The sequence below is a fragment of the Pseudomonas abyssi genome (assembly GCF_002307495.1).
Taxonomy (GTDB): Bacteria; Pseudomonadota; Gammaproteobacteria; order Pseudomonadales; family Pseudomonadaceae; genus Halopseudomonas; species Halopseudomonas abyssi.
The window spans coordinates 1-22,420 of record NZ_NTMR01000034.1 but is presented as its reverse complement, the minus strand read 5'-3'; the positions used below and the strand labels follow the sequence as shown (position 1 = coordinate 22,420).

Annotated in this window: 17 protein-coding genes; 8 read left to right on the top strand and 9 right to left on the bottom strand. The window is 61.5% G+C overall.

What is annotated here, in order from left to right:
• Positions 1–1,054 (top strand): TonB-dependent receptor (locus CNQ84_RS19195; RefSeq protein WP_133065925.1); only part of this gene is annotated, 1,054 nt, incomplete at its 5' end.
• Positions 1,055–1,465: 411 nt separating this feature from the next.
• Positions 1,466–4,036: an insulinase family protein gene (locus tag CNQ84_RS19190; protein WP_165771329.1), complete on the top strand. Its 2,571-nt coding sequence runs from the start codon at positions 1,466–1,468 to the stop codon at positions 4,034–4,036.
• Positions 4,037–4,074: 38 nt separating this feature from the next.
• Here the strand turns inward: CNQ84_RS19190 and tatA are convergent, their stop codons facing one another.
• The 7 genes from tatA to nosR are packed head-to-tail and all read right to left on the bottom strand — an operon-like array spanning position 4,075 to position 11,918.
• On the bottom strand, positions 4,075–4,227 hold the full coding sequence (gene tatA / locus CNQ84_RS19185; protein ID WP_096006387.1) for a twin-arginine translocase TatA/TatE family subunit: 153 nt from the start codon (positions 4,225–4,227) through the stop codon (positions 4,075–4,077).
• A 12-nt stretch (positions 4,228–4,239) separates the two neighbouring features.
• The gene (locus CNQ84_RS19180; protein WP_096006386.1) at positions 4,240–4,758 is read right to left on the bottom strand and encodes a nitrous oxide reductase accessory protein NosL; all 519 of its coding nucleotides are present in this window, start codon (positions 4,756–4,758) and stop codon (positions 4,240–4,242) included.
• An 11-nt stretch (positions 4,759–4,769) separates the two neighbouring features.
• The gene (locus tag CNQ84_RS19175; protein ID WP_096006385.1) at positions 4,770–5,600 is read right to left on the bottom strand and encodes an ABC transporter permease; all 831 of its coding nucleotides are present in this window, start codon (positions 5,598–5,600) and stop codon (positions 4,770–4,772) included.
• The gene (locus tag CNQ84_RS19170; protein WP_096006384.1) at positions 5,597–6,514 is read right to left on the bottom strand and encodes an ABC transporter ATP-binding protein; all 918 of its coding nucleotides are present in this window, start codon (positions 6,512–6,514) and stop codon (positions 5,597–5,599) included. The genes CNQ84_RS19175 and CNQ84_RS19170 overlap by 4 nt, the downstream gene beginning before the upstream one ends.
• Positions 6,511–7,785: a nitrous oxide reductase family maturation protein NosD gene (locus tag CNQ84_RS19165; protein WP_096006383.1), complete on the bottom strand. Its 1,275-nt coding sequence runs from the start codon at positions 7,783–7,785 to the stop codon at positions 6,511–6,513. Before CNQ84_RS19165 ends, CNQ84_RS19170 begins: the two co-directional genes overlap by 4 nt.
• A gap of 55 nt (positions 7,786–7,840) precedes the next feature.
• Positions 7,841–9,745, bottom strand: coding sequence for a TAT-dependent nitrous-oxide reductase (nosZ, locus tag CNQ84_RS19160; protein WP_096006382.1), 1,905 nt, complete (start codon positions 9,743–9,745; stop codon positions 7,841–7,843).
• A 22-nt stretch (positions 9,746–9,767) separates the two neighbouring features.
• Complete coding sequence (nosR, locus tag CNQ84_RS19155; protein WP_096006381.1) at positions 9,768–11,918, bottom strand: transcriptional regulator NosR; 2,151 nt, start codon at positions 11,916–11,918, stop codon at positions 9,768–9,770.
• A gap of 405 nt (positions 11,919–12,323) precedes the next feature.
• Between nosR and CNQ84_RS19150 the strand changes: the two genes are divergently transcribed.
• From CNQ84_RS19150 to CNQ84_RS19140, 3 genes are all read left to right on the top strand, one after another.
• Positions 12,324–13,490 (top strand): porin, encoded by a 1,167-nt coding sequence (locus CNQ84_RS19150; RefSeq protein WP_096006380.1) that lies wholly within the window; start codon positions 12,324–12,326, stop codon positions 13,488–13,490.
• 360 nt (positions 13,491–13,850) lie between these two features.
• Positions 13,851–14,963 (top strand): nitric oxide-sensing protein NosP, encoded by a 1,113-nt coding sequence (nosP, locus tag CNQ84_RS19145; RefSeq protein ID WP_096006390.1) that lies wholly within the window; start codon positions 13,851–13,853, stop codon positions 14,961–14,963.
• Positions 14,947–17,571, top strand: coding sequence for a hybrid sensor histidine kinase/response regulator (locus CNQ84_RS19140; protein WP_425439983.1), 2,625 nt, complete (start codon positions 14,947–14,949; stop codon positions 17,569–17,571). Before nosP ends, CNQ84_RS19140 begins: the two co-directional genes overlap by 17 nt.
• Positions 17,572–18,363: 792 nt before the next feature.
• On the opposite strand, the gene CNQ84_RS19135 is transcribed toward CNQ84_RS19140, so the two are convergent.
• Both CNQ84_RS19135 and CNQ84_RS20560 read right to left on the bottom strand, forming a co-directional pair.
• Complete coding sequence (locus tag CNQ84_RS19135) at positions 18,364–19,026, bottom strand: response regulator transcription factor (RefSeq protein ID WP_096006379.1); 663 nt, start codon at positions 19,024–19,026, stop codon at positions 18,364–18,366.
• A 114-nt stretch (positions 19,027–19,140) separates the two neighbouring features.
• On the bottom strand, positions 19,141–19,302 hold the full coding sequence (locus CNQ84_RS20560) for a hypothetical protein (protein WP_165771328.1): 162 nt from the start codon (positions 19,300–19,302) through the stop codon (positions 19,141–19,143).
• Between the two features lie 149 nt (positions 19,303–19,451).
• Between CNQ84_RS20560 and CNQ84_RS20955 the strand changes: the two genes are divergently transcribed.
• The 3 genes from CNQ84_RS20955 (at position 19,452) to exaC (ending at position 21,928) form a co-directional block, all read left to right on the top strand.
• Complete coding sequence (locus CNQ84_RS20955; protein WP_268877923.1) at positions 19,452–19,577, top strand: hypothetical protein; 126 nt, start codon at positions 19,452–19,454, stop codon at positions 19,575–19,577.
• Positions 19,574–20,215, top strand: a complete 642-nt coding sequence (locus CNQ84_RS19130; RefSeq protein WP_096006378.1) for a response regulator — start codon at positions 19,574–19,576, stop codon at positions 20,213–20,215. The genes CNQ84_RS20955 and CNQ84_RS19130 overlap by 4 nt, the downstream gene beginning before the upstream one ends.
• Positions 20,216–20,407: 192 nt before the next feature.
• Entirely contained in the window at positions 20,408–21,928 is a 1,521-nt protein-coding gene (gene exaC / locus CNQ84_RS19125) for an acetaldehyde dehydrogenase ExaC (RefSeq protein ID WP_096006377.1), read from the top strand.
• Positions 21,929–22,420 lie beyond the last annotated feature (492 nt).

Below are 22,420 nucleotides of genomic sequence, written 5' to 3'. Positions count from 1 at the left end.
CGAACACGTCGAAATGGAAGGTGCTGAAGCGGGCACGCGCTTCACCAACCGTGGCACGGAAGGGCGCGTCGAGCTGACCCACAACCCGATTGTCGGCTGGCGCGGGGTGATCGGTACCCAGTTGAGCCGTCGCGACTTTGCCGCCACCGGTGAAGAAGATTATGTACCGCCGACCCTGACCCACAACCGCGCACTTTTCTTGCTGGAAAGCTATGAGCAGGGCGACTGGATCTACGAGGTTGGTCTGCGTCAGGAGTGGCAGTCGATCGAGCGCAAGGACGGCAACGATGACGCCGACCACAAAGGCACATCGGTGTCGGTTGGCGCCAGCTGGCAGTTCCAGCCCGAGCTGGTGCTCTACGGCTCGCTTTCGCGCTCCCAGCGCCTGCCTGCTGCAGAAGAGCTGTACGCCAACGGCCCGCATGCCGCCACCCGCACGGTGGAAATCGGTGACCCCGACCTGGACCGCGAGACCAGCGTCAACATGGAGCTGGGGCTGCGTCGCATCCACGGGCCGGTTACCTTTGATGTCAGCGTGTATCGCAATGATGTTGATGACTTCATCTACGCCGCCGACACTGGTGATGACCCGGGCGCCGGCTATCGCGTAGTGCAGTACAGCCAGGCCGATGCCGTGCTGCATGGTCTGGAGGGCAGCATCAGCTGGCAGGCAACCGGTTCGACCGGGCTGACCCTGTTCGGCGACAGCGTGCGCGGCAAGCTGAAGGATGGCGGCGACCTGCCGCGTATCCCGGCAGACCGCTATGGCCTGCGCGTCGACCAGCGTCTGACCAGCCACCTGGGAGCGCATGTGGAAGCGACTCAGGTGATGCGTCAGGATCGTACCGCCGACTACGAGACCGAGACCGGCGACTACACCTTGCTGGGTGCCGGCCTGAGCTGGCGCGGCGTGCTGGGCGAGAGCGACTATCTGCTGTTCTTGCGCGGCAACAACCTGCTGGATGAAAAAGCGCGTCAGCACAGCTCCTATATCAAGGATGAAGTGCTGCTGCCCGGTCGCAACCTGACCATCGGGGCGCGTCTGGCATTCTGAGGCTGCGCCGTCTGTCGCCGCACCCCGCGTCTTGTCTGGTCGATTGATGGCTGACGGCGGGCGAGGGGCGTGGCGACAGAGCCGGCGCATGTTGCGCCTTGAGGAAGCACTGATTAGTTCAACATCCCCTCTGGCGTTCAGGTTGGACCGCATCCGGTCCAGCCTGAACGCCCCGCAGGGCGGGCGCTCAAGCATGCATCTGCTGCGTTGCGCTGCTGGCCAATAGAACCACTATTGGCTGCTCACCGGGCCTTGCAGCTACACGTTTGAGCACGCGCAAAGGGCGTGTGGAATTATTCAGCGCTTCATTAACCATCCGTCGTTGCTATCTACTACTTTGGTCGCGGTTTTCCGGAGGCGTTGCACCGTTGCTTTAAGCTGGCTCCTGGCCTCTTTTCTGCGAAGCTAGCCGTGTCTCCCGTTTGTCTATCTCTGCAACCCGCTGATCAGCGGGATTATCAACTGTACCGTGCGGCCAATGGGCTGTTATGCCTGCTGATCCACGACCCTGACGCTTGCGCCGCGACTGCGGTGGTGCAGGTCGCTGCCGGCAGTCATGCCGAGCCCGATGACCTGCCGGGGCTGGCGCACTTGCTGGAACACATGCTGTTCATGGGCTCGCGGCAGTGGCCGGTGCCAGGTTCCTTCCCCGCACTGGTGGCGCAGTGGGGCGGGCGTTTTAACGCCAGCACCGCGCCGGACGCCACGCGCTTCTTTTTCTCGGTCAGCCCCGAGGGGCTGCAACCCTGTCTGGCGCAGCTCACCGACATGCTGGCGGCTCCCTTGTTTGCCCCCGAGCAGGTGGGGCAGGAACGGCAGGTGATCGACGCCGAGTTTCACACCCGGCTGGCCGATGACGACATTCATGCCCAGGCCGTCCTGGCCACTCAGATTCACCCCGAACACCCGCTCAGCCGCTTCAGCGCGGGCAACGCCCGCTCGCTGGACGGCGACGCCGAGGTGCTGGCTGAACGGCTGACACAGTGGCACGGGATTCACTACCGCGCGGGCAGCATGGCACTGGTGCTGCATGGGCCACAGGCGCCAGAGCAGCTGCAGGCGTTGGCGCAGGCCAGCGCCGAGCAACTGATGGCGGGGCGGGCACCGGAGCCTTTTGTGCTGCCGTTGTTTGCCAGCGGACAGCTGCCGCGGCTGGTGCAGTGGCAGGGCCCCAGTAGCCAGGCCGAATGCCTGGTGCTGTATCCGCTGAGTGCGTGCGATGTGCATGGCGCGGCGGCGCGTTGGCTGTGTGATTGGCTGAACAGCGCGGCGCCAGCCGGAGCCCTGGGGTATCTGCGCGACAGAGGCTTGCTGGACGAGCTGCACGCGACGCTGCGCGCCGATGCCGGTGGTCAGGCGCTGCTGCGGCTGGAGCTGCGCAGCGTTGACGCCGAGCCGGGGCTGCTACTGGCCGAGCTGGATGGCTGGCTGCAGGCCATGGCCATTCAGGACCCCGCGCAGTGGCCGCAGGACGCGCGCCGAACCATGGCACAGACCGCCTTTGATCTCGGCCCCCAGGGCGACATGCTCGTTGCTTGCCGACATTACGCGGAACGTCTGCTGACCCTGCCTGCCGAGCAGGTACTCGACCTGCCGGGCGTGGCGTTGGATGTCCTGACCCAGACGCAGTGGCAGCAGCTTGTCGGGCAGCTGACACCGGCCAACCGCCTGGTGTTGCAGCGCTTGCCACGCCTGTTCGGGGCCGAGCGCTGCGCGTACACCGATACGCCCTGGCGGGCGTTGGCACTGCAGGTTGCTCCGGCCGCTGTGGCCAACTTGCAGGGCCGTACAGGCCCCTGCCTGGGGCCGTTGCCGGAGGCCGCCGAAGGGCTGCGCTGGTCTACCCGATTGCCGGGCCTGCGTTTGACCCGCTTTGCACCGCAGGCCGGCGGGCTGCGGACCCGACTGGCCTGGTGCTGGCCCGAGAGCGAAGCCAGTCGAGCTGATCGGCGCTGGCTGCAGGCCTGCTGGTCGCTACGCAGCGAGGCGTTGCAGCAGTGGGGCAAGCAGGTGGGCATTGAGCTGAGCTGGTCCCTCGCACCGGGCCAACTGGTGCTTGATGTCATGGGCCCACCAGCCTTGCTGCCCGGTTTTGTGCGTGAGCTGCTGCAGCAGCTGCAGGCGCCGCCCGCCACCGCCCAGCTGCCATTGATCGAACGCCGCAGCTGGCGCTGGATGCAGCAGGAGCAGGATGCCTTGCCCGCCTGGCGACTGCTGCAGACCCTTGAACAGGAGCGTACGCTCAGCGCCTGGCGGCCGCGTGACCCGCAGCTGCTCTGGCAACATCTGTGCGCGCAGGCGCAGATTGTCTGGCTCAAACCCAGTCGCTGGCCGGAGGCCGAGCGTTCGCAGATTGCCAAACTGCTGGTCAACCTGTGTCCGGCGCTGATGCAGCCGTTTGGCTGGCAATGCCCCATGCCGCCGCTGGCGCCCCGGCAGCTGCAGGTCAGCGAGGTCAGCTGCAAGCATACGGACCGCGCCCAGCTGCTTTATCTGTCGGCTGCCGACGACAGCCTGCAGGAGGCGGCCTGCTGGCGTCTGCTGCATCACCATTTGGCGGACCCGTTCTTCGCTGAGCTGCGCACGCGGCAACAGCTCGGCTACTGGGTCGTCGCCCGGCTGCACCGGCGGGCGGGCCGTGCGGGCTTGCTGTTACTGGTGCAGTCACCGGACCGCTCGCACCGGTGCATCGAGTCCGCGGTCGATGCTTTTCTGCAGACCAGCCTGCAGGACCTGGGCGCGCTGAGTGCTGAGCACCTGCAGGCGCAGTCGGCTCACCTGGCGCAGTTGCTGGAGCAGCAGCGCCAGCATCCTCAGCACCGTTTTGAGGGGCTATGGGAAGATTGCGTCTGGCAACGTGACGATCAGTTGGCCGCCGAGCAGCAGGCGCTGCTGCAATTGACCGCCGCGCACTGGAACGCCTTTGTCAGCCGCCTGCCGCAGAGTCCATGCTGGCGCCTCGTCAGCGCCACACACGATTAGTGCTCCGCCATCGCCGTATGATTGCGCAGCTTTGCTGCTCAATCGTCTTTCTTGTCATCCTCGCTGACCGCATGGCGGAAGCTGCGAATAGCACCACCCAAATCGCCGCCAAGGCTTCGCAGCTTGCCGCTGCCAAATAGCAACAGCACAATCAACATCAAAATACTCAATTGCCAGACACTGATGCCCATAAAAGCCTCCTGTCAGTGATGCATGTGTGAAGGTGCCGCCACGTTGGCCAGGTGCTGCTCCAGACCGCTAAGGTCGAGTACCTGGCTGTGCTGGATACTGGCAAAGTTCTCCGCAGCGCTGCGCTTTGCGAAACTGGCGAGGCTCATTCCCATAGCGCCCTGCAACGCCGGGGCTGGCACATAAAAGGCGTCTGTGGCCTTGACCAGATGGCTATCGTCGGGCTTGTCCCATGGGCTTTGGGCCATGTCGTGAACCCAGGCGCCATCCAGCGCGTGACGGTTTTCCGGTTGAACTAGCCAACTAACCATCTCCGATACCGAACAGAACTTTTTCACGTTGCCAGCTTGTTCATCCAGTACTTGCCCCTTAGGCCCTGGGAAGCGGGTGATCACCATGCCGCAAACATGGCATTCGTCGTCACTGTGGAATGCCTGCGGGGACAGCGGGACGGCCTGCTGACGATCATCAGAACAGCCAGTCAGGAAAAACGCAACGGCAGCGATCAGCCACAGGTTCTTGAGCGTTCGCATGATAAAATTCCTTATATGGGGCGGCGAGCAAAACGATGGTAGGCCAGAGCCAGCAACAGAATGACCCATAGCCCAAGAACGCTCCAAAGCACCAGCGTGTCGGCAGGCAGGGACTGTCCCAGGGCAAGTAAACCGGTCATTTCGTTGCCGGCGTTCAGGCCGTTGAGGTTGATCTGGCGATAGATATCGGTCGGATTGAGCAGTAATAGCCAGGGCAGCAATTGCGGGCTGAACTGGCCCTTGCTAGCCACCAGCAGAGCCAGCAGGAGCAGGTCAAATACCAGTACAAACCAGAACCAAACACCCAGAGCCATTCCGGCGGCGCTGGACTTTTCGCGTGCCTGTGCGCTGAGCAGGTAGGCCAGTGCCATAAAGGCCCAGCCCAGTAGTATCGAAGACACAATAAACCGGCTGAAGGCGACGAAGAGCACGGTCAGATTCAGGTCCGATACCATTGCGGCAATGGCGACGGCCGCCGCGCCAAAGCCCAGTATCGTGGCCAGAGCAAGGATCAGACCCTGGCCCAGAAACTTGCCTAGCAGCAGCTGTCCGCGGCTGAGGGGGTAGGTCAGTAACAGCAATAGGGTGCCGCCTTCGTCTTCACCGACGATGGCATCGTAGGCTAGCAGCAAAGCAATCAGTGGGATCAGAAAGGTTGCCAGGCTGGTCAGACTGGCAACCGTGGCGTCGATCGAGCTGAAGCCAACCTGACCAGAGGCCGCAGCGCCAAACCAGGCAATGCCAACGGCCAATACTACAAACAGCAAGCTGATCGCCAGCATCCAGCGATTGCGCAGGCCATCTTGCAGTTCCTTGCGGGCGATGCTGCAAATTGCGTTCATGCCTCATCTCCCTTGCTGGCGGTGTTTTGCATGAAGTGGCGGTAGAGTGCCTCCATGCCTGGTTGTCGAATTTCGATATCGGCTGTCATACCGCGTGCGGCGAGTAGTCCGAACAGGTCCTGGCGCTCACTGTGATGCACATCGATCAACAGCGAGTGCTGGTTTAGCAACTTGCTTGTATAGCCGGCCTCACGGAGCTGTTGCTGCCACTGCTGTGCCGCATGGTGAGCGCTGATGCGAATCTGGCTGGGCAGGTCCACCTGCGCGCGCAGTTCGGGCAGGGTGCCGACTACGCGTAGCTGGCCCTCCGCCATGATGGCGGCGCGGTCGATAAAGTGTTCGACGCCAGCCAGTACATGAGAGCAAAGAATCACGGCGGTGCCTTGCGCTCGCAGATTCTGGATCAACTGATACAAATCCTGGGTGGCAATCGGGTCCAGGCCAACGGTGGGTTCGTCCAGCAGTAGCAGGCGCGGTGTGCCGAGCAGTGCCTGTGCCAGGCCCAAGCGCTGACGCATGCCCTTGGAGTACGTCTTGACTCGCCGGTCCGCGGCTTGCCGCAGGCCAACCTGCTCAAGCAGTGCTGCGACCTGAGCTGCATTGGCCGACTTCAATCGGGCAAAATGGTCCAACGTTTCGCGACCCGTTAACTGGGGGTAGAACGCTACGTTTTCCGGCAGATAACCCAGCTGGGCACGAATGTCGGCCTGTTGCGGTGACTGGCCTAGCACGCATACGCGCCCGCTGCTGGCGCGCAGCAGGCCGAGGATCAGCTTCATAGTGGTGGTCTTGCCGGCGCCGTTGTGACCAAACAGGCCGAGCACCTCGCCAGCTGCCAGGTGCAGGTTCATGTCTTTTACGGCCTTGAGCGCGCCGTAGGTGACGGACACCTGTGTCAGCTCAACCATAGTCATGTATTCGTGTTTCCTTCGGGGTTGGACATCAGCGGATAGCTGTCGCGCACGCCGGGCGACTGCAAGATTGGGAACAGTCGCTGGACCCAGCGCAGTAGCTCGATGGCAGGGCTGTGCATCAGCAGCTTGAGTTGCGGATAGAGCCACACTAGGCGATCGACATTGTCGTTGGGTTCGTATGGCACATCGCCCAGTCCGTCACTGTTGCGGTCCCAGCCGACATAGTTGCTCCAGTAGTTGCCACGGCCGTCTTCGGACCATTCCTGGGTCCGGGTGGCGACGTACTTCACCTGCTGCTGGTTGGAGGTGAAGCGGTTGCCGCTGATCACGTTGTCTTCGGAGCCTGCGGTCAGGTGGATCCCCAGCGGACTTTGACTGAAACTGTTCCCGGTGATGCGGTTGAACACCGAGTTATAGATGAATAGCGCTTTGCCCTCGGCGCCCTGGATCATGCTGTCGCCGGTGCTGCCGCTGCGTACCCGACTGACCTGATTGTCAGTCAGGGTGGAGTAGGTGATGTAATTCATCAGGATGCCGTAGTTCTGATCGTCTTCTGAGCGGTTGCCGACCACTGTCAGCTTGCGGCTTTGCATCAGCGCGTAGCCGGTGCGGGTGTGGCGGGTGAGGTTGCCGATGACTTCATTGTTGTTGGAAAACATGTAGTGCACGCCATAGCGCAGATCCTCCAGGCGATTGTTTTCCAGGCGATTGAAATTGGAGGTGTCGATATAGATGCCGTCGCGGCACAGGCGCGCGCTATTGTTGCGCACCAGAGCGCCGGTGACCGCGTAAAGGTGTATGCAGTTGCCGCGATCCTGCGAACGTATGCTGTCATCGCCAACCAGATCGTTGCCATCAATGACGACATCTTTGCTGGCATCGACCCATATGCCGAACCCGGGTGTGGTGATCTGGTTATTCAGCAGACGGACGTTGGCAGCCTGCTTCTCGACAAACAAGGCCGCGTCCATGGCGGTCAGATCGCGTCCGCCGTTGCGCAGGGTGCAACCGTTGATCGTTACCTCTGCGGCGCCAATGGTCACCACGCTGCCCTGACCATCGCCATCCAGCACGGCTCCCTCGGCACAGCGCAGCTCAAGTGGCTGGTCGATGCGGTAGTTACCATGATAGTGACCGGCAGGCAGCAACCAGGCATGCTCGCCTTCAGCCACCAGGGGAAGCGATGCACCGTTGCCGCCGATGGGGCCGGCATGTAGTCCGACGGGCAGTGCCGCAAGACCAGCCAAGAGGATGAGACAGACAAGCTTCATCAAGACTCCAGATGGAGAACCGCGCCGCTAGCTGAGACTAGCGGCGCCTGTTCCTTCAGGCTGGTTCAACCAGCATACGGCCGACCATTTCCATGTGCAGGGCGTGACAGAACCAGTTGCAGTAGTACCAGTGGACACCGGGTTTGTCGGCGACAAAGGTGACCGATGAGGTCTGCTGCGGGCTGATTTCCATGCTGACGCCATGGTTGGTCATGCAGAAGCCGTGGCTGACGTCTTCGATCTCGTCGATGTTGGTAATGATTACGGTGACTTCATCACCCTGCTTGACGGTGAACTCGTTGATCCCGTAGGCCGGTGCCATTGAGGTCATGTAGACCCGCACCTTGTTGCCGTCGCGGATCACCTTGTTGTCGCTTTCTAGTACGATCCCGTCCTTCTTGGCCATCTCCGCAGTGGGAGCGAAGAAGGGATCGTTGCGTTCCCAGATCTTGCGGGTCTTGATCTGGCTGCGATGGGCGAGGACACAGTCATGCGGCTCGGCATAGGTGGGGCCATCGTGTACCAGCTTCATCTCGTCGCCGGAAATGTCGATCAATTGGTCATTCTCCGGATGCAATGGACCGGTCAGCAGGAAGCGGTCCTTGGAGAACTTGCACAGTACCACTAGCCACTTGCCATCTGCGTCGCGGGTTTCTGTCAGTGAGGCATGGTTGTGGCCGGGCTGGTATTGGACGTCGAGCTTTTGGCGGATGTAGCTGACATCGTCGCCATTGTAGGCGCGGACAGCGTCTTCGATGTTCCACTTGACCACCTGACTGTCGATAAACAGGGTGGTGTAGGCGTAACCGCGACCATCAAAGGTCGTATGCAGCGGGCCAAGACCCAGCTCGGGTTCGCCAACAATGACCTCACGTTCTTCGTCGTACTTGTTGGCAAACAGGTCGTCCAGGCGATCGATGGCAATGATGCTGACCGTGGGCGAAAGCTTGCCGTTGGCGATGAAGTATTTGCCGTCCGGCGAGGTATTGAGTCCATGCGGGTTTTTAGGCACCGGAACGTAGCGGGTGAACGGGCTGTTATTGCCGTCTTTGCGGCGGCCATCAACTACCGGTACGTCGGAATCACCCAAAGTGATGAAGTTGCCTGCCTTGACCGCTTGCTCAATGGCTTCGATGTTGAAGACGACAACCCAGTCGCGTTCATTTCGCATCATGCCACCCAGGTCGGTGGCCTTCTCGGAGTTGTAGCAGGTGGCTGCCGCGTATTTGCCGGTGTAATCGGCGTCACAGTTGTCCAGATTACCCTCGACAATGACCTGGAAGGCCATCTCCATGTTCTCGGCGTCGATGACGTTGAACATGGTGTAGCTGTAGTCTGCGGTAGTGTCGAACTGGGAGCCGTCGTTGGGGTGCGGAATGATGAACTCGGCGTTGGCGAACACATACTTGGTGTGCGGTACCTTCTGCACACGCAAGCCGTGAATGGCCTGAACGTTTGGCACCGTCAGCATCTTGTCGCACTTCATGATATCCAGACGGATGCGCGCTACGCGGCTGTTGGCCTTGTCATTGATGAACAGGTACTTGCCGTCATAGCGACCATCGGCCATGGAAAGGTGCGGGTGGTGGCAGTCGCCGTTCAGGTATTTGGCACTTTCCCCCATGATGGCGCGGCTTTCATTGGTCAACCCCCATCCTGTAGCGGAGTCGACGTTGAATACCGGAATACGCATCAGCTCACGCATGGAAGGCACGCCCAACACGCGTACCTCGCCCTGGTGTCCGCCACTCCAGAAGCCGTAGTACTCATCCAGCTCTCCGGGTGCTACATGGGCGTTCTGGCGGGCTTCGCTAACAGCGGCGGCCCAGGACTCGCGGCTCATGACTGCGCTGCCTATACCGGCGGTGCCAAGCATCGCTACGCCTGCGCCGGTCAGCGCGGAAGCGCCCAGAAAGCGGCGGCGGTTCATGCCTGGTTTGTCTTCAGTTTCTTTGCTCATACCTATCTCCTTGGGATGCAACTCAGGTGTTGGCTTGCACTTCAACCACGGGTATCTGGTTGGGGTTGCTCGGGGCAGTGCGCTTGCGGCGCTTATTCTTGACAATAAGTGGCGGGCACTTGGTGTCATTGTGGTAAGTCATCTGGCAGTCAAGGCAGTAGTGGCACTCGTTGTGATTGATCTTGCCATCGGGGTGAATGGCCTGGATTTCGCACTCCACGGCGCATAGCTGGCAGGGGTTGCCACACTCCTTGCGACGCTTGAGCCAATCAAACAGCTTGAATTTGGTGGGGATCGACAGAGCGGCGCCCAGCGGGCAGATGTAACGGCAGTAAACCTTGCGGGTAAAAATGTTGATCACCAGCAAGATGACGGCATACAGCACGAACCACCATTGGCGATCGAACTTCAGCGTGACGGCGGTTTTGAAGGGCTCTACTTCGGCAAACTTTTCCGCGGTTGCCAGCGACTCGAGTGACAACCCGAATAGCACCAGCAGAATGATGTACTTCACTGCCCAGAGGCGTTCGTGTACCGCAAAAGGTAGTTCGAACTGGCGGATCTTGAGCTTGCGAGCGGCCTCGTTAATCAGCTCCTGCAGGGCGCCAAAGGGGCAGAGCCAACCGCAGAAAACGCCGCGCCCCCAGAGCAGAATGCTGGCAGCCGTAAAGGTCCAGATAATGAAAATGACCGGGTCAATCAGGAACAGCTCCCAGCGGAAGTCTTGCATCAGGGCGTGCACAAAGGTCAGTACGTTGACGACAGACAGTTGACCCAGTGCGTACCAACCAATGAACATCACGGTGAAGACGAGATAACCGCGCCGTAGCCAATGCAAAAAGCGAGGCTTGCGAGTGAAGTTGTCCTGCAGAAAGAGTATGACCAGCAGCAGCACCAAGGCAGCCAGCAGGACGCCAATTTGGAAAGCTTTCTGATACCAGATGTTGACCCACATAGGCCGGTTGGCTGCTTCCACTGCAGCCAGTTGCTCGGCGCTGGGTTGCGGCCGCGCGATATACTCCTCGGGAATTTGGTAACCCAATTCGAAGCTGGTAAAAACGCCGTCTACCGGGCCGGTCTGGCGACGCACCAGTAGCTCGGCTGACCAGGGCGAGCCGGGGTCGAAATCGTGGTGAGACCGCACGATGAATACCGACATCTCGTCCAGCGCCGGGGCGTCATCGACAAACAGGTCGGTTAGTCGGATGTGGTCCAGGTCTCGGAAGCTGATGGTGTTGCCAAACTGGCGCAACTGCAAACGGTCGAAGATACCGCCACGCACGTAGCCCGAGCCCTTGTAGGAGTAGTCTCCGGTGCCAAATATGCCGATGGCAAATTCGCCTGGTTCCAGCTCTTGCTGCAGGTAAGAGAATTCCTGTTCACCCAGCAGGTTGCGGCCGACAGTCGGGACATCGAGTTGGGATACATAAAGATCAATAAAGGTATTGTCACGCTGATCGGCAGCCGGGCTGTCGATACCTTCGGCGTCGGTGCCGACAAAGGCATCGTCTACCTGTCCCCACGTCAGGTGCAGGCGCCGCAGCGCACCGTTGCCCAGCAGTGTGGTCCAGCTGGCGGGGGAGTAGACATCCTGGCGAATGCTAGAGGCGGCGAACGGGCGGTCACTGGTATCGGCGATCAAGCCCAACGACACAGCCACTGCCCGGCTGGCATTCATGATGATCTCGTTGACCACCATCACCGTGACAGTGGCGCCGGTGACGGCGTCTACGGTGACCACGCTTTCGTCCTGCGACTTGCCAACCACCACGCGTTGATTGGCCTTGATGCCTTGATATTTGGCGCTGAAATCATGCAACTTCTGCTCGGGGATACCCACCAGCAGAATCGGCTCGTGGTGTTCCAAAACGAAAGCGTCAATGATGCTGCCCTCCGGAGAAAGCAACACTTGCAGATTGACCGGCTTGCCTGAGTAGGCTGGAATGTCGACCACGTTTATGGTTTCAAACTGGTAGGCCAGTAACTGGTCATCAGCCAGTACCTTGCGCACCGCGTAATCGCCTTCGGGGGCGCTCCAGCTGGTGGCTTCGGGCAGCATCTCCTGCACTCGTTGCCAAGGGCGCTCGCTTGCGTGAACCAAGACGCTGACGCTGCCCAGTGCCCACAAGAGAATCAGGAGCAGCGCACGGCGCTGCCAATCAAACATCAACATCAGGACCTCACTTCGCGGCGGGTTGCTATGCCGTTCTGGTAGAAAGCCCTGACCGACTCAGCATGCCTGCGTTGCACATGGTGTCCAAGGTCTGCCTGAGCCCGCCGAACTTCCTGGGTCGATAGTGGCCCGGTGCCCGATCAGTTTGAATATCCACTAAGAGGTACCACCCGTGCGACAAGCGCCATGATGTGGGCTGTTGGTTTCGCTCCAGAGCCTGACCCCGTCTGCGCTGTGCAGCACTAGAGGAGGAGAAAGTGCGACCTGCAAAAGTAGCGTAGGCCGGACAATTGGTCGCACCGACCAAATAGGCGGAGCTTCGCCACCGAGGACCAATAGGGGGATGCAGGGGGCTTTCTGATAATCGGCGTGACGCTTCAGTCACTGATTACATCGGAGAGCACCATGTACAAGAACAAGATTGCCTGCACCCTGCTGACCCCCATTGCCCTGGCGCTGTTGAGCGCGCCGGCCTCGGCTGCTATCACCCTGTACGACGAAGACGGCACCACCTTTTCTGCTGACGGCTACGTCAATGCCTTCTACGTGCAGACCGACACCGACAACATCAACGACGATCTGGATCGTGACCAGGCCCGCGTCAAGATGGGCTTCCTGCCCAACTACATTGGCTTCAACATGGGCAAGGACATGGGCGACCTGACGCTCGGCGCGCGCTCCTCGTTCTGGGTCACCATCAACGACAGCGAAACCAACGGCACCGCGACCGCCATCGACGTGCGTCAGTTCTACGGCACCATCGGCGGCGACTGGGGTGAAGTGCTGGTCGGTAAGGACTTTGGCCTGTTTGCCCGCTCCAATATCCTGCTCGACGAGATGCTCGCCGGTTACGGTCAGGTGAGCGACACCCTCGGCCTGGTAGACGGTGGCGGCGTGTCCTTCGGCAACATCGGCAGCGGCTACCCATACCCGTTCCCGACCGCCCAGATCACCTACCGTTCACCGGTCATGGGTGGCCTGCGCATCGCCGCCGGTATCGTGGACCCGGTCGATACCAGTGACGACACCGTCGCCGGCAAGAACTATCAGGATGCCCCGCGCTTTGAGACCGAAGTGACCTATCAGTTTGATCTGGCTGGTGCCGAGATCTACAGCTGGGTGAATGCCGGTTACCAGACTTCCAAGAACACCGATGATGCCGTGGACGACGTCACCTCCGAGGGCGTCGGTTACGGTGTGCAGGCAAAGATGGGGGCGCTGTCGCTGATTGCCTCTGGTTTTGACGCCGAAGGCATCAACCCCTTCTTCACCAACAACGCCGGTGAAGCGGTACTGCGTGAGATCGACAGCACCGGCTATCTGATGCAGGGCTCCTACACCTTCGGCGGCAAGACCCGCCTGGCACTGTCCTACGGCAAGACCGAAGACGACGGCAACGGCCTGGGCGTCGCAGCTGATTACGAAACCCGCGCCATCGGCCTGTTCCACAGCATCAACGAGCACCTGACGCTGGTGGCCGAATACAACCAGTTCGAGATCGAAGATCGCACCAACAACCTGACCATCGAAGAGACTGATTCGGTGGCGCTGGGTGTTGCGCTGAGCTGGTAAGAGCCTGCGGCAATACCGGCCCCCGCCTGTGTGAGCAGGCGGGGGTTTTTGTTTCTGGGACGGCGGAGTTCCAGCTTGGCCGCGGGGCTGCGGCGGGGCGCTCATGGTGGAGAACGCTACGCGATTCTCCACCCTACGGCCGCCACCAGCCCCGCACCTCAACCATGTAGGATGGAGAACGCCGAAGGCTTCTCCGTCGGGCACCAGCAGCGCGCCGCGTTGTCCCCAAGACCTACCCATCCAGTACTGAAGTAGCATAGGGCCGGGCCTTGCCGGCTCACTAGAATCGAGGGCATGAACCCTATTCCCGATATTGCCCAGCCCAGCTTCCAGTTGCTCGACGACTGCTTTCGTACCGCCATGACCGAGGCCCTGGACCCGGATGCGGCGGCGCAGGATTTGGCCCGTCAATTGCTGCATCCGCACCTGGGCTGCGTGCTGCTTTTCTGTTCCGCCGAGTATCCGCTGGAGCGCCTGGCAACCGCGCTGGAGCAGCACTTTGGCGGCGTGATGCTGCTGGGCTGTACCACTGCCGGAGAGATCAGCGCCCAGGGGTATGGACGCGGCTGCATCAGTGCGCTTGGTCTGGACCTGCGCACCTTTGCCGTTGACTGCACGCTGATCCAGGCGCTGGACAGCTTCAGTCTGGTCGAGGCGCAGCAGGCGGTAGAGCGCATGCTGGGCTATTGTCGGCAGGTCAATTTGGCGCCCATCAAGGAGCATACCTTCGCGCTGACGATGCTCGATGGTCTCTCCAGCCGCGAGGAGCTGGTGCTCAATACCCTGAGCGCGGCACTTGGCAGCATTCCGCATTTTGGCGGCTCCGCCGGCGACGACAACCACCTCAGCCACACCCATGTGTACTACCAGGGGCGTTTTCTGACCGGGGCTGCGGTGGTGGTGATGATCAACACCTGGCTGGATTTTGAGGTGTTTACCACCCATCACCTCAAGCCCACAGACAGCAAGCTGGTAGTTACCGCCGCCGACAGTGCCAGCCGCACGGTGCTGGAACTGAACGCCGAACCGGCAGCAGAGGAATACGCCAGGCTGGTGGGGGTGCCGCTGGACGCGCTGCGGGCCGAGCACTTTGCCCTCAACGCGCTGGCGGTGCGTATCCGTGATCAGTTCTATGTGCGCTCTATCCAGCGGGTCAACGCCGATCGCAGCCTGACTTTCTACTGCGCGGTGGACACCGGCATCGTGCTTACCGCCATGACGCCCGGCGAGCTGCTGCCCAACTTGCGTTTGCAGTTTGAACAGCTGCGCCAGCGTTTGGGCGAACCGGTTCTGATTCTGGGCTGCGACTGCTTTTTGCGCCGCATGGAGGCCGAGCTGCGCGGGGAGGATCAACGCATGTCCGACTTTCTGGCGGCCAACCGGGTGATCGGCTTTAACACCTACGGTGAGCAGTTCAACGGCATGCATATCAACCAGACCTTCACCGGGGTGGCCTTTGCCTTCCCTCGTTGATCTGCGCAGCGCCGACAGCGGCGCGGCGGACGCCCAGGCGCTGCAGGCCGAGGTGGAGGCGCTGCGGGCGGCCAACAGCAAGTTGCAGCGCATCAACGCCGCGCTGATCGAGCGGGTCGAGTCCAGTTCCAGCCAGCGCACCGAAAGCTACGCGGCGTTTCAGCATTCGGTCGAGCTGGCCGAGCAGGTGCGAGAGCGTACCCAGGCGCTGAACGACACCATGGCCGAGCTGCAGGCCAGCAACCGCCTGCTCAGCGATGCGCGTGCCCGGGCGGAAAAGGCCCACCATTATCTGATCGACGCCATTGAAAGCGTATCCGACGCCTTTGTGCTGTTTGACGAGCAGCGCCGCATCGTCCTGTTCAACAGCCGCTTTGCCGCCTTCTGGCAGGGCACCGGCGTGTGCGTGACCGAGGGCACTTCACTCAATGAGGTCAAGCGCCTGGCGCTGACCACCGGCCTGGTGGTCGAGACCGACGCCGCTGCCGACGGCCAACTGCTGCACCAGCTGCGCGATCAGCGCTGGATGCAGGTCAGCGAGCGGCCCACGCGTGAGGGCGGGCTGGTGATCATGTACACCGATATTACCGACCTCAAACAGTCCGAGAAGGCGCGGCGGGAGAAGGCCCTGGAGCAGAAAACCCGGCTGCTGCAGCGCACCGTGGACAGCCTGTCCCAGGGCGTTGCGGTGGTCAACGATGACGGCGCGCTGGAGGTCTGGAACGGGCGCTTCCTGGAGTTGTCCGGGCTGGCGCCGATTGAAGCCCACCGGCCCTTTGCCGAGGTGATCGAAGACAGCGAGCTGGAGCTGTTCACACCCTACAGCCTTAACCATCAGGGCGCGCCCTTGCTCACCTGTGAGCAGCGCCTGTCCAGCGGGCGGGTGCTGGAGGTGCGCAGCCACCCCATGCCGACCGGCGGCTTCGTCAACACCTTTACCGATATCACCGAGCGCGATCTCTACGCCCGCGCCCTGCAGGAAAGCGAGCGCTGGGTGCGCCTGATCACCGACCATGTGCCGGCGCTGATTGCCTATGTTGGCGCAGATCTGACCTACCAGTTCACCAACAAGGTGTACGAAGACTGGTACGGCTGGGCGCGCGGTGAGATTCTTGGCCAGACCCTGCACCGCGTTCATGGCAGCCAGTTGTTCGAGCGGCTGCAGCCCTACATTCAGCGCGCCTTCCGGGGCGAGAGTCTGAGTTTCGAGTTTGCCGAGCCCAGCCTGGATGGACAGCAGCGCTACCTGCTGCGCTCCTATGTGCCCAACCGTGATGGCGACGGCGAAGTGGTCGGCATCTTTGTGCTGATCCGCGATATCACCGAGCGGCGGCGCACCTCTGAAGCCCTGCATCAGGCCTATCAGCACCTGGAGCAGCGCGTGCGCGAGCGCACCCAGGAGCTGACCGAGGTCAATGGCCAGATGCGCGAAGAAATTCGCGAGCGTACCGAGGCCGAAGCCCGGCTGCGCGAAGCCAAACGCGAGGCGGAACAGGCCAACCTGTCCAAGACCAAGTTTCTTGCCGCGGTCAGCCACGACCTGCTGCAGCCGCTCAATGCCGCCCGGCTGTTTACCGGGGCGCTGCTGGAACAGCACGACAGCTTGCCGGAGTCCGGTGCGTCACTGGTGCGTCAGGTCAGTCATTCGCTGGAGGACGTGGAGAACCTGCTGGGCACTCTGGTGGATATTTCCAAGCTCGATGCCGGTGTGATCAAACCGGACATCAGCGCCTTTGTGCTGGCTGATCTGCTCGACAACCTGGCCAACGAATGCCGCCAGATCGCCGGCAGCGAAGGGCTGGCTCTGCACTTTGTTGGCTGCCGGGCAGTGGTGCGCAGCGACGCCCAGTTGCTGGTGCGCATTCTGCGCAACTTTCTCACCAATGCCATTCGCTACACACCGCGCGGCCGCATTCTGCTGGGCTGCCGGCGGCAGGCGCACGGACTGCGCATCGAAGTGTGGGACACCGGGCTGGGGATTCCACAAGACAAACTGCAGGAGATTTTTCAGGAGTTCAAACGGGTCAACCCCAGCGCCAATACCCGTGACCGCGGTCTCGGCCTGGGCCTGGCCATTGTCGACAAGATTGCCCGCATGCTCGGCCACCGTATCAGCGTGCGTTCGGTAGAAGGGCGCGGCTCGGTGTTTGCGGTGGAGGTGCCCTTTGGTCGCCTGCAACCGACCACCCAGGCTGGCGAACCGGTCTCGGCGCGTATCGGCGAACACCTGCCCGGTTCGACCGTCTGGGTGTTGGATAACGACGCCGCCATTTGTGCCGGCATGCGTACCCTGCTGGAAGGCTGGGGCTGTGAGGTGATCACCGCGCTGTCAGAAGAAGATCTCGCCGCCCAGGTGGACAACTTCCACGCGCCGGCTGATCTGCTGATTGCCGATTACCATCTGGACAATGACGTCAACGGCGTCGATGTGGTCAGCCGCATCAACGCCCGCCGCGGCACGCCACTGCCGGTGCTGCTGATCACCGCCAACTACAGCAACGCGCTGAAGCTGCAGGTGCGTGAGCTGGGCCATGTGCTGATGCACAAACCGGTCAAACCGATGAAACTGAAAACCGCGATGAGTCATTTGTTGGCGGTGAGTGGTTAGGGAGTACCTGCTGCCCGTTTGTCATCGCATTAACTGAAAGCTCCTTTCCTCGCATTCATTGAGATTCCTTTCGCCTTCCTGGCGAGTCACTTTTCTTTGCTTGGCCATCGAGCCGTAACCAAAAGAAAGGTCGCGACCAGCTTGGGCCCCGCCAAGCTGGCCTTCGGCTTCTCTGCGTTACTCGGTGCCAAGCGGCGTGGCGGAAACTCGTCGCTTCGCTCCTCAGACAGTCCGCCCCGCTGATCGCTCGTCCCCTGCGTTACTCGACAGCTTGAAGGGGAGTTTTGGCCGTGCGCACTTCATCCTCGTTGGTAGGGCATGCCTTCCGGGACAGCCGAGTTCCAACTTGGCCGCGGGGTCGCACGGAGGTTCGCTGGTCGAGCGGGAGCTCGAGCTACCTGTGTGTGGTTTTTATTGCGGAGAAGTGGGGCGAGTGCGCACGGCCCCAGATCCCGTTTACGCGGGCGAGTAGCGCAGATTTATCGGGAAAAAGAAGCGTAGGGTGTCTGAGGAGCGTAGCGACGAGTTTTCGCGCGGCCGGCGAGGCTTCCCCGATGAATCGAGCAACGCAGCGAACCCGCAGGGCCGCGTAGTCGGGTGCCCCGGGGGATCGCTAAGGGGGGCTGGGCAAGCAGCCCCCCCCTTGGCTCGCCGGGAAGGCGAAACCAGGACGACAAGTTGGCCTAGATAATTATCACAGCCGCGGATGTATCGGGGGACGGCGGGCACGGCATGCCGTGCCCCTACGAACGCGGTGTGCAAACGTAGAAGGGAAGGGGCAGTCAGCCCCGCTCAGCGCCGCAAATACGCACTGAAATCCACATCACTGGCCGACAAAATCGCCTGTACCCGGTTATGCACATTCAGCTTGCGTAAAATGGCAGACACGTGGGCTTTGACCGTGGTTTCGGCGATGTCCAGGTGGTAGGCGATCTGCTTGTTGGATTCACCCTTGGCCATGCGCTCCAGCACCAGCAACTGCTTGCGGGTGAGGGCGTAGAGCAGTTCCGGGGAGATGGGGTACTCCTCGGGGTTGCGGCGGGTGATGGTGTGGTTGGCGCGGATGATGTCGGAGGGCAGGTAGACGTTGCCGTCGAGAATCTGCTCGATGGCTTCGGTCATCTGCGCACGCGGGGAGGACTTGGTGATAAAGCCCACCGCGCCGTAGGTGATGGCCTGCAGCACAACCTGCTTGTCTTCCTCGGCCGAGACAATCACCACCGGAATCGACGGTGACTCGTTGCGCAGCGTGATCAGGCCGTTGAGGCCATGCATGCCGGGCATGTTCAGATCCAGCAGGATCAGGTCCAGGTCGTCCTGTTCGCGGGCGATCGCCAGCGCGCTGTCCAGGTCACAGGTTTCCAGTAGCTCGCTGCCCGGAAAGCCGCTGCCAATGACGTTGCAGATGGCCTCGCGGAACAGGGGGTGGTCGTCAGCTATGAGTATCTTGTACATGGCTTGGTAACCCGTTTTATTTTTTTATGTATGCAGCCAAGGCGGTTGGCACTGTAGGCATTACATCGCCAGTAGGGTGTCTTTTAAATGAGACGTTGGCACTACAAACCAGTACTAAAGTAGTAGGTCGCAGGTGCTCGGAGCAAGCGCTATCTGCCGGGCGGCTATCGGTGATTCAGCGCTCTGCAACAGGTCATTCAGGCGTTCATCTGCCACCAGGGTAGCGGCGCTCAGGGCGAAAAGATAAAAGGCGGTCAGCACGATCAGCAGGCGCATGGCGGCAGTCCGGTTGGTGTTTGCCGGCAGTATGGCGCGGCTGCGGTTGCAAGCCCATATGCAGAAAGTAGCGGGTTGGCGGTACCAAGGTCGTATTTTGCTCGCGCGCGAGCGGCATAGCATGGGCAGAAAACAAGTGGACCACCACCATGCACTGTCTGCGAACCCTGCTGCACCTGACCCTTATGCTGCTGTGCCTGCTGGGCACCGACCGCCTGCTGGCGGTGGATAGCCCCGCCGCCAGCGTCTCCGCCCAGCACGAGCTGCAACCATGAACCTGCTGCTGGTGGACGATCACCCCATGGTGCGCCACGGCTGTGCCTGCCTGCTGGGTGAGATGCTGCCGCAGGCGGAGATTCGCGCCGTGGAGAGCGGGGAGGACGCCCTGGTGGCCGCGCAGCAGCGCGTACCCGACCTGGTCTTGCTGGATATTGGCCTGCCCGGCATCAGCGGCATCGAAACCGCCCGTCGCCTGCTGCAGCGCTGGCCGCTGCTGCGCATCCTGTTTCTCAGCATGCATGACGAACTGCCGCTGGTGCGTCAGGCACTCGCCGCCGGGGCGCTCGGCTATATCACCAAGACGGCATCGCCCGAGGTGCTCTGCGACGCGGCGGGGCGTTGCCTCAAGGGGCATCGTTATATCGAGCAGGAGCTGGCCACCCAGCTGGCCTGCGCCGGCAGCGATGAACGCCTCGATCCGCGCCTGCGCGACGTCACCCAGCGCGAGTTCGAGATCTTCGTGATGCTCGCCCGTGGCGTGGCGCCGAGGTTGATCGCCGAGAACCTGTGCATCAGCAGCAAGACCGTCTCCAACAACCTCACCGTGCTCAAGCAAAAACTTAACGTCAGCTCGCTGACCGAGCTGGTGCATCTGGCCATCGATACCGGCGTGCTGCGGGTGCAGCGTGCCTGACCGCTGGTCGGCCGCAGCACCGCCGTGCGGCGTGGCAGCTAGCCTGAGAGGGTGCCATGGGTCGGGCAATCTACTACTAAATAACGACGTCAACCCTGCCAACGGCGCATACCAGACACCCCGGACCCATTACTAAGATCGAACCATGACTTGACCCGTGCGGGGTCAGGCTTCGCTCAGAGGAAAACAACAATGATCTATGCACAACCCGGAGCCGAAGGCTCAGTCGTTTCCTTCAAGTCTCGCTATGGCAACTACATCAATGGCGAGTTTGTCGCGCCGGTCAAAGGCCAGTACTTCACCAACCTGACGCCGGTCACCGGCAACGCCGTGTGTGAAATCCCGCGCTCCACCGCAGAAGACATCGACAAGGCGCTGGACGCCGCTCACGCTGCCAAAGATGCCTGGGGCAAGACCTCCGTGCAGGCGCGCAGCAACATCCTGCTGAAAATCGCCGACCGCATCGAGCAGAACCTCGAACTGCTCGCCGTCACCGAAACCTGGGACAACGGCAAGGCCGTGCGTGAAACCCTGAACGCCGACATCCCGCTGGCCGTCGACCACTTCCGCTACTTTGCCGGCAGCATCCGCGCGCAGGAAGGCAGTGCCGCCGAGCTGGACGAGCACACCGCCGCCTACCACTTCCACGAGCCGCTGGGCGTGGTTGGTCAGATCATTCCGTGGAACTTCCCGCTGCTGATGGCCGCGTGGAAACTGGCACCGGCCCTGGCTGCCGGTAACTGCATCGTGCTGAAACCGGCCGAGCAAACCCCGCTGAGCATTCTGGTGCTGATGGAAGTCATCGGCGACCTGCTGCCGCCGGGCGTACTCAACGTGGTCAACGGTTATGGCCGCGAAGCCGGTGAAGCGCTGGCCACCAGCACGCGCATCGCCAAGCTCGCGTTCACCGGTTCCACCCCGGTTGGCCGTCACATCCTCAAATGCGCTGCGGAAAACATCATCCCGTCTACCGTGGAGCTGGGCGGCAAGTCGCCGAACATCTACTTCTCCGACATCATGCAGGCGGAAGAATCCTTCGTCAGCAAAGCCGTAGAAGGCATGGTGCTGGCGTTCTTCAACCAGGGTGAAGTGTGCACCTGCCCGTCCCGCGCGCTGATCCAGGAAGACATGTACGACGACTTCATCGGCATGGTGCTGGAGCGTACCCGTACCATCAAGCGCGGCAACCCGCTGGATACCGACACCCAGGTCGGCGCGCAGGCCTCCGAGCAGCAGTTCGACAAGATCCTGTCCTACATGGAAATCGCCCGCGAAGAGGGTGCCGAGTTCCTGATCGGTGGCGGCGCAGAGCGTCTGGGTGCCGAGTTTGGCAATGGCTACTACATCCAGCCGACCCTGCTCAAAGGCCACAACAAGATGCGCATCTTCCAGGAAGAAATCTTCGGCCCGGTGGTCAGCGTTACCACCTTCAAGACCGAAGAAGAAGCCCTGGCGATTGCCAACGACACCGAGTTCGGCCTGGGCGCCGGTCTCTGGACCCGCGACATCAACCGCGCCTACCGCGTAGGCCGCGGCATCCAGGCCGGTCGCGTCTGGACCAACTGCTACCACATGTACCCGGCCCACGCCGCGTTCGGTGGTTACAAGAAGTCCGGCGTCGGTCGCGAGAACCACAAAATGATGCTCGACCACTACCAGCAGACCAAGAACCTGCTGGTCAGCTACGACGTCAACCCGCTGGGCTTCTTCTAAGCCCACCCAGGCAAACCCCGCGCAGGTTGCTCCACCTGCCGGGGCGCTAGGGGCTGGTGGTGAGTTGTCGGCCCTGAGTACTACCCCTGAGGGACATGCCCCTCGTTCTGCAAGTCTGTTCGTGAAACTTTGGCGTGACTTCGGTCACGCCCTTTTTTTGTCTGGGATTTGGTGGGGAAGGGCTAGCGCCTGGCATGCTGCGATCCCCGACAGGGTCGCTCCTCGGGTAGCGCGCATCGCGGGGTGGTCGCGTCCCGGAAAGGTCGCATTCTGGTAGGGGCACATTCCGGGAAGGTCGAGCTCCCGCTCGACCAGCTCACTTGCCTGCAGCACCCATGGCCGAGTTGGAACTCGGCCTTCCCGTAACCCCACCTGTCTCGTCCCCGCGACCCGGCCGCACGTCACTCCCGCAAAACACCACACAGCGCATCCGTGAATTACCACCACGTCATCCCCGCAAACCACCAACACGTCATCCCCGCGAAGGCGGGG

What these genes read in the sequence shown, in the direction of transcription:
- CNQ84_RS19175 (WP_096006385.1), bottom strand. Translation starts at nt 5,600, where the DNA reads ATGAACGCAATTTGCAGCATCGCCCGCAAGGAACTGCAAGATGGCCTG.
- nosZ (WP_096006382.1), bottom strand. Translation starts at nt 9,745, where the DNA reads ATGAGCAAAGAAACTGAAGACAAACCAGGCATGAACCGCCGCCGCTTT.
- exaC (WP_096006377.1), top strand. Translation starts at nt 20,408, where the DNA reads ATGATCTATGCACAACCCGGAGCCGAAGGCTCAGTCGTTTCCTTCAAG.
- nosR (WP_096006381.1), bottom strand. Translation starts at nt 11,918, where the DNA reads ATGTTGATGTTTGATTGGCAGCGCCGTGCGCTGCTCCTGATTCTCTTG.
- nosP (WP_096006390.1), top strand. Translation starts at nt 13,851, where the DNA reads ATGACCGAGGCCCTGGACCCGGATGCGGCGGCGCAGGATTTGGCCCGT.
- CNQ84_RS19170 (WP_096006384.1), bottom strand. Translation starts at nt 6,514, where the DNA reads ATGACTATGGTTGAGCTGACACAGGTGTCCGTCACCTACGGCGCGCTC.
- CNQ84_RS19180 (WP_096006386.1), bottom strand. Translation starts at nt 4,758, where the DNA reads ATGCGAACGCTCAAGAACCTGTGGCTGATCGCTGCCGTTGCGTTTTTC.
- CNQ84_RS20955 (WP_268877923.1), top strand. Translation starts at nt 19,452, where the DNA reads ATGCACTGTCTGCGAACCCTGCTGCACCTGACCCTTATGCTGCTGTGC.
- CNQ84_RS19150 (WP_096006380.1), top strand. Translation starts at nt 12,324, where the DNA reads ATGTACAAGAACAAGATTGCCTGCACCCTGCTGACCCCCATTGCCCTG.
- CNQ84_RS19165 (WP_096006383.1), bottom strand. Translation starts at nt 7,785, where the DNA reads ATGAAGCTTGTCTGTCTCATCCTCTTGGCTGGTCTTGCGGCACTGCCC.
- CNQ84_RS19130 (WP_096006378.1), top strand. Translation starts at nt 19,574, where the DNA reads ATGAACCTGCTGCTGGTGGACGATCACCCCATGGTGCGCCACGGCTGT.
- tatA (WP_096006387.1), bottom strand. Translation starts at nt 4,227, where the DNA reads ATGGGCATCAGTGTCTGGCAATTGAGTATTTTGATGTTGATTGTGCTG.
- CNQ84_RS19135 (WP_096006379.1), bottom strand. Translation starts at nt 19,026, where the DNA reads ATGTACAAGATACTCATAGCTGACGACCACCCCCTGTTCCGCGAGGCC.
- CNQ84_RS20560 (WP_165771328.1), bottom strand. Translation starts at nt 19,302, where the DNA reads ATGCGCCTGCTGATCGTGCTGACCGCCTTTTATCTTTTCGCCCTGAGC.